The following is a 5661-nucleotide window of genomic DNA, read 5'->3' on the forward strand; positions in this document are numbered from 1 at the left end:
GAATGGGGGAGTCATGACTTGGCTAACCAAATTCCTTAACCACTTCTCACCCGTAACCCCAACAGTCCAGTACAAAACCCCACAGAGTTATCCAGCCCAACCCGGCAATAAGCGGAGGAAGAAGTGATGTCGCGTGAATTGACCAAAGAGCAGCAGGATTGGCTAGAGCAATGGCTAGAGTTATGGGGCGCTTGGGTGTACTCAGGCCGCTTAGAAAAGCGCATGAGTAGCATGATAGCTCAGTGGATGGAAAGCGTAGAGCCAAGCGGTTACCCGACAAGGCCCATGTGCAATGATGATGACGGAATGTTGATTTCTCAGGTCGTAGATTCCGTTCTCAAAATTGACCCTAAAGCATCCGGCATACTTCTAAGTTACTACGCTCACGGCTCAACGGAACACGCAATAGCATCCTACAGCTACAAGACTGCAAAGCCACGCAAGATCGCAACTAGGGGAGGTAATAAATTAAAGCGCCCATCTATGTCTACTTGCCGTCGAGAGGTGAGGGAGATACTGGATGCGAGTCGTTATATGATTTACTTTCCGCTGCTAAATGCGATGAATAATCGAAAACGTGTAGCTAAGGTTAGGAAAGTTGCATAGAACGTGTTGACACGAATGAGCAAATGAGCAACAATAAGTAGGTAAGCTGCCTTTAGTGACTCTTAAGTTCACAAGGCGGCTTTTTTATTGCAACAGATAAGCCCTCTGACGGGTTAATTCTCGTGTTGTGAAACAGAGGGCTTTTCGTTGTGATGAATGCGCAGGCTGATGCGCAATGATTGCTCTCCCGGAGCCAGATTATCCAGTGCCGGGCCTAGGATAAATACCGGATTTCAGTACCGGTCATCACAATCAAACATGCCGTAGGCTTAACTGGCAATCCTGCTTTCACCTGTGATTGTTACCCTGCGGCTTTCTAATTTGGTGTAATTCCACCATATTGCGCCATTAGCTCAATCGGATAGAGCATAGAGCCTCTACGGTTCGGGGTTCGATTCCTCGATGGTGCGCCAACTTCCCAATAGCATAATAGGTCAATGCGTCCGGCTCATAACCGGGTGAAGGAGCGGTTCGAATCCGCCTTGGGGAACCAAATTTCAAGGCTTCACTTCGGTGAGGCCTTTTTTATTTCACCGCAAGTCAATCCCAATTATCCCACACAGATACTATCAAGTGACAGGCGGTGAATCCCTACACACAGCACCTAGCTTTTAACTCAAGCCAAAGGTGGAAACCATGAAGACAATCAATATGCCCGGTAAAATTTCATCGGTAGTCAGCTATTGCGCGTCTGGATCACTTATTTGTTGGGGGAGCGTAATGGACAAGATACACCACCTCGACTGGCAAACCATTTCGGTTGTTGGGGGGCTAGTCATTGGTGTTATCACCTGCGCTAGTAACTTCTACTTTAAGCGAAGACAGACAAAAGCGTACGAGAGTCAGTTATCGCGGGGGATAGTATCGCCCCCACCGCAAGAGGATTAAGCCATGGCTATTTCGTCTTCTCTGCGAAAGGCATTAATTGGAGTAAGCGGAGCAGGTGCAATAGCTATAGCCACTGTGCTGGTTCCGAGCCAAGAAGGTACTGAGCTAACACCCTACCGAGACATTGGCGGGGTGTGGACGGTATGCAGTGGCGTGACAGGTAAAGACGTCACCCCCGGCAAGGTCTACACCAAGCAGGAATGCGATAATCTCCTACAAAAGCACCTTCAATTATTCGCTAATTCGGTTGAACGCTCTGTGAAAGTTCCTATGAACGAGTATCAAGAAGCGGCTCTGATTAGTTTCTCGTATAACGTTGGCACCTACGCATTTGAGCACTCATCTGTATTACGCAACCTTAACGCTGGACGATACCAGCAAGCCTGTGATGGCCTGCGTCAATGGAAGTATGTCAATAAGCGAGTCGTGGCCGGATTGGTTAATCGTCGCGAGGTAGAGCGCGAAATCTGCCTGTGGGGGGAATGATGGAATGGATAATTGCTAACTGGCGTCTAATCCTTATCACCATCCTTTTCGGTGGAATCATCACCATGATTAGCGAAGTCAACCACTACCGAAATTCAGCTAACGAGTGGAAGAGTAAATCTTCTCAGGCATCATCCCTCGCTGACTCCAGGCTAAAGACAATCAACCAGATGCAGATTCAGCAAAAGGCTGTCTCGGCAATCGACCAAGCGTATCAACTCCAGCTCAAGGCGAAAGACGATGAAATCAGCTCTCTTAGCAGTCGTGTTAAGTCTGGTTCTGTCCGGTTGCGCGTCAAAGCAGTATGTCCAAGCGGAGTGTCCCAAACCAACACCGCCACCGGCATCACTAATGCAACCAGCGCCGAACTCTCAGCAGACGCTCGACAAGATTATTACACCCTCAGAAGCCAATTAGCTCAAGCCACAGATCAGATTAATGGCTTGCAGGCTTACATCAGGGAAATCACCAAATGAAAATCATCCAGTGGCTAATCAACCTATTCAACAAAGAGAGTAAACCCATGACAGAGCCAGTAACTACCGTACAGACAGCAGCCGATCCCGTCGTAGCATCACCAGAAACAGTGAAAACTGACTCCGAGCAAGTTAAGACCGATGTCGAGCTATTCGAAGCCAAACTGAAAGAGCTAGTCACCGCTGCCGGCAGTCAATCCCACGCAGTATTCGACGACCTGTGTAAACTTGCCAAGCAACTGATTTAGTAGCCAGAACAGAGGTCATTAACGTGGCCTCGATTGTGGTTATTACCCGACAGGAAATATCACTACCCAAGCCCACTTTAACCGGTGGGCTTTTTTATTGGCGCACCGCACGCGCTTAAATCCCAGAACCTTTTCAGGATGCACCTTGAGGAACCGGCTAGCTGTCGGAGCTTTCTGGGGGCCGTCTTCCTGTGCGACAGGGTTCATCACTAAAAGGAAACACCGATATGCAATTAATTGAAACGACAGAAATTAACTTTCATCAATTTGTCACGGCAAGCTCTGGTGATGTGCTGACAGATACCTTCCAAATAGCCAAGGCATTCAATAAACGCCACGGTGATGTGTTAAGAGCCGTAGAGAACTGCCATTGCTCAGATGATTTCAGGAAGGCGCACTTTTGCGTTTCCGAGAAAATCAACGACTTAGGGATATTCGATAAGAAACAAAAGTATTACACCATGGACTTCAGTGGCTTCGTGATGGTTGTCATGGGCTTTAATGGTAAGGCTGCGGCAGTCATCAAAGAGGCTTATATCAATGCCTTCAACTGGATGTACGAAGAACTTCGCAAGATAAAGCATGGTTACGAAGCTGAGCGTAACGCCGTGATGCTCGAATACATGAAAGAGAAAGATGTGGCCAGCATGTCCGGTCGCCTGCTCAATCGATGGGGTCGAGTTAAAAAGCCAGTACTGCTAGCCAAGATTGAGCGACTAGAACAACAGTCTCAAATCTGCTTGCCGGGAGTAGGAAATGACTAAAGACGAAAAGGCTCAACTGGTAACTGCTCAGCGATACCTTAAAAGCGCAGTCGATTACTTTTCATGTGGTCGCGTCGCTCAGGGGGTCGCCTGTGTAGAAAATGTTGATGTTTTGGTGGATGTGCTACTTAGCATTTCCAGTAAGAAGCCCAACCGAAAATCACCGAAGGATAACCAATGACCACTATCGCATGGGACGGAAAGACACTAGCCGCCGATTCATTGTCAACATCATCTGGAATGGTCGCATCAACCAATGAGCAGAAGATATTCCTACCGGAAGGCCAAGAGTGGAAGGTAAACAATCTTCCAGTTGCCGCATTTGCTACGGCTGGCGATTGTGGATGCGAGTTCGAGATAGCTGTGTTGCTTAAAGAGGGCATTACCTATAGCACCAAATACTCTCCAGCTTTCGACTTCGCTTGCATCATCATCACCGAAGATAATGAGTGCATCCTGCTATACAAAGACGCTGGCTCAGAGTTTGCCAAGATTTCACGGCAAGATGGTTTTTATGCCATCGGGTCGGGTTATGCGATTGCCACTACCGCTATGCACCTTGGCAAGACAGCAATCGAGGCTGTTAACGCCGCTATTGAGATTGATACCTCCAGTGGCGGAAATGTCAGTGCTTTCACGACATTCCATGAAGAGCAATTCAAAACCCCGATGGGGAAAGAAATAATCTAACCAACCTGAGAGCCACTTTCACAACGGCTCTCTGCATCACAGAGCATCCTATCGGGTGCTGTTTAATGCAATCAACAAGGAATAACAATGGCAAAGCCGGATTGGAGCGAGCTTCAAAGTCGGTTCCTGTCCGAACATGCCGAATCTGGCGTATCACCGAGAGAATGGTGTGAGTCGCAGGGATTGAACTATGCGACTGCTCGCAGATATATCAAGAATCCAATTGCGCAAAAGACTGCGCAAGTGCGCAACAAACGAAAAAACAAGACTGCGCAAGTGCGCAAATCGAAACCGCCTCCGACAAACGGTTTAACTCCCGGCCATCGCCGCTCTGTAATCCACTCTGGCTACGCTAAATACATGCCTGACTCTGATGAGTTATTCGCTGATGCTCAGGGATTAGACCTGATGCAAGAATTGATATTCGTTAGGGCAAGAACGCTATCCGCTACTAAGGTGCTAGGCAAACTGCGCAATGACTTCGAATCTGCGCAAGATGCAGAAGGGCGCGTGGAGATAGCTAAACAGATATCAGGTGCAGAACAGGCCATTGACCGCAATCTTGCAAGGGTAGAGTCACTTGAGCGGACTATCTCTGGATTAGGATTGGATAGAGAGAACCTAGCCAAGATTATTGCTGATACGGCGTTTAGAGTCGCGGCAACTGATAAGACAGGACTTGAAGCAGATAAGCTGCGCAAAGAGGTGAGTGCAGATAAAGCAGATCACCCAATCACTCGAATGGAGGTTGTCATTGTCGGGGAGAACAATCAGAACGACCCTAACACCTCCACAGGGTAGATTCTTTAACTTGCAGTGCAAATATCCGGCCTTTGTCGGCGGCTTTGGTACTGGTAAGACAGAAACAATGGCGGTGAGCGCGTTCCGTGACGCTAGTCATTCATCTGACGCACTGATAGCGATGTACGAGCCAACCTATGACCTTATCCGCTTAATCCTTGCACCACGCATGGAGGATAAGCTCAGTGAGTACGGCATCCGCTATAAGTACAACAAATCAGAGAACATCATTTACACCGCTTCACCTGGTATCGGTGATTTCGTACTAAGGACACTCGATAACCCAGCGCGGATAGTTGGCTACGAGTCGTATCGAAGCCACATCGACGAAATTGACACTCTGAAAGAGCAGCACGCCATGGATGTGTGGATTAAGGTCATTGCGCGTAATCGCCAGCGCCCTAATGGATTAGACAACCCATTCAATAGGGTTAGCGTCTACACAACGCCAGAGGGCTTTAGGTTCGTTTACAAGACATGGAAACGAAACCCCAAGCCGGGCTATGAAATGGTTCAGGCCAGCACATATAGCAACCCATTCTTACCGCCTGACTATGCTGATACGCTCCGAGGCTCATATCCTGAGCAACTAATTGATGCTTATCTTAATGGCGATTTTGTCAATTTAACGAGTGGCACGGTTTATCACTGCTACGACCGCAAGTTAAACGGGAGCCTTGAGACTGTAATCGGTGACGAGCC

General features: G+C 48.2%; 10 protein-coding genes and 2 tRNA genes. All 12 read left to right on the forward strand.

All coding sequences use genetic code 11. The annotated features are described in order from the left end of the window. The first annotated feature begins 126 nt into the window (after window positions 1-126). On the forward strand, window positions 127-606 hold the full coding sequence (locus MKR94_RS15960) for an antiterminator Q family protein (protein ID WP_241647810.1): 480 nt from the start codon (window positions 127-129) through the stop codon (window positions 604-606). Between the two features lie 342 nt (window positions 607-948). Continuing rightward, window positions 949-1019 (forward strand) — tRNA-OTHER (locus tag MKR94_RS15965). Between the two features lie 2 nt (window positions 1020-1021). Next, window positions 1022-1099: transfer RNA gene (locus tag MKR94_RS15970), tRNA-Ile, on the forward strand. A 158-nt stretch (window positions 1100-1257) separates the two neighbouring features. Then, window positions 1258-1494, forward strand: coding sequence for a class II holin family protein (locus MKR94_RS15975; RefSeq protein ID WP_422047540.1), 237 nt, complete (start codon window positions 1258-1260; stop codon window positions 1492-1494). Between the two features lie 3 nt (window positions 1495-1497). Continuing rightward, window positions 1498-1980 carry a lysozyme gene (locus tag MKR94_RS15980; RefSeq protein WP_277755696.1) on the forward strand — a complete coding sequence of 161 codons (483 nt, stop codon included), beginning with the start codon at window positions 1498-1500 and terminating at the stop codon, window positions 1978-1980. After that, window positions 1980-2456 (forward strand): lysis protein, encoded by a 477-nt coding sequence (locus MKR94_RS15985; protein WP_241647811.1) that lies wholly within the window; start codon window positions 1980-1982, stop codon window positions 2454-2456. Before MKR94_RS15980 ends, MKR94_RS15985 begins: the two co-directional genes overlap by 1 nt. Continuing rightward, entirely contained in the window at window positions 2453-2704 is a 252-nt protein-coding gene (locus MKR94_RS15990) for a hypothetical protein (RefSeq protein ID WP_241647812.1), read from the forward strand. The genes MKR94_RS15985 and MKR94_RS15990 overlap by 4 nt, the downstream gene beginning before the upstream one ends. Window positions 2705-2931: 227 nt before the next feature. Next, entirely contained in the window at window positions 2932-3468 is a 537-nt protein-coding gene (locus tag MKR94_RS15995; RefSeq protein ID WP_241647813.1) for a Rha family transcriptional regulator, read from the forward strand. Next, the gene (locus MKR94_RS16000; protein WP_241647814.1) at window positions 3461-3649 is read left to right on the forward strand and encodes a hypothetical protein; all 189 of its coding nucleotides are present in this window, start codon (window positions 3461-3463) and stop codon (window positions 3647-3649) included. The genes MKR94_RS15995 and MKR94_RS16000 overlap by 8 nt, the downstream gene beginning before the upstream one ends. Beyond that, window positions 3646-4158, forward strand: coding sequence for a hypothetical protein (locus tag MKR94_RS16005; RefSeq protein WP_241647815.1), 513 nt, complete (start codon window positions 3646-3648; stop codon window positions 4156-4158). Before MKR94_RS16000 ends, MKR94_RS16005 begins: the two co-directional genes overlap by 4 nt. Before the next feature lie 87 nt (window positions 4159-4245). Next, complete coding sequence (locus tag MKR94_RS16010; protein WP_241647816.1) at window positions 4246-4959, forward strand: hypothetical protein; 714 nt, start codon at window positions 4246-4248, stop codon at window positions 4957-4959. A gap of 10 nt (window positions 4960-4969) precedes the next feature. Further along, a partial coding sequence (locus MKR94_RS16015; protein ID WP_241647817.1) for a terminase large subunit domain-containing protein occupies window positions 4970-5661 on the forward strand: 692 nt, incomplete at its 3' end.

The sequence above is a fragment of the Rosenbergiella metrosideri genome, assembly GCF_022602565.1.
GTDB lineage: Bacteria > Pseudomonadota > Gammaproteobacteria > Enterobacterales > Enterobacteriaceae > Rosenbergiella > Rosenbergiella metrosideri.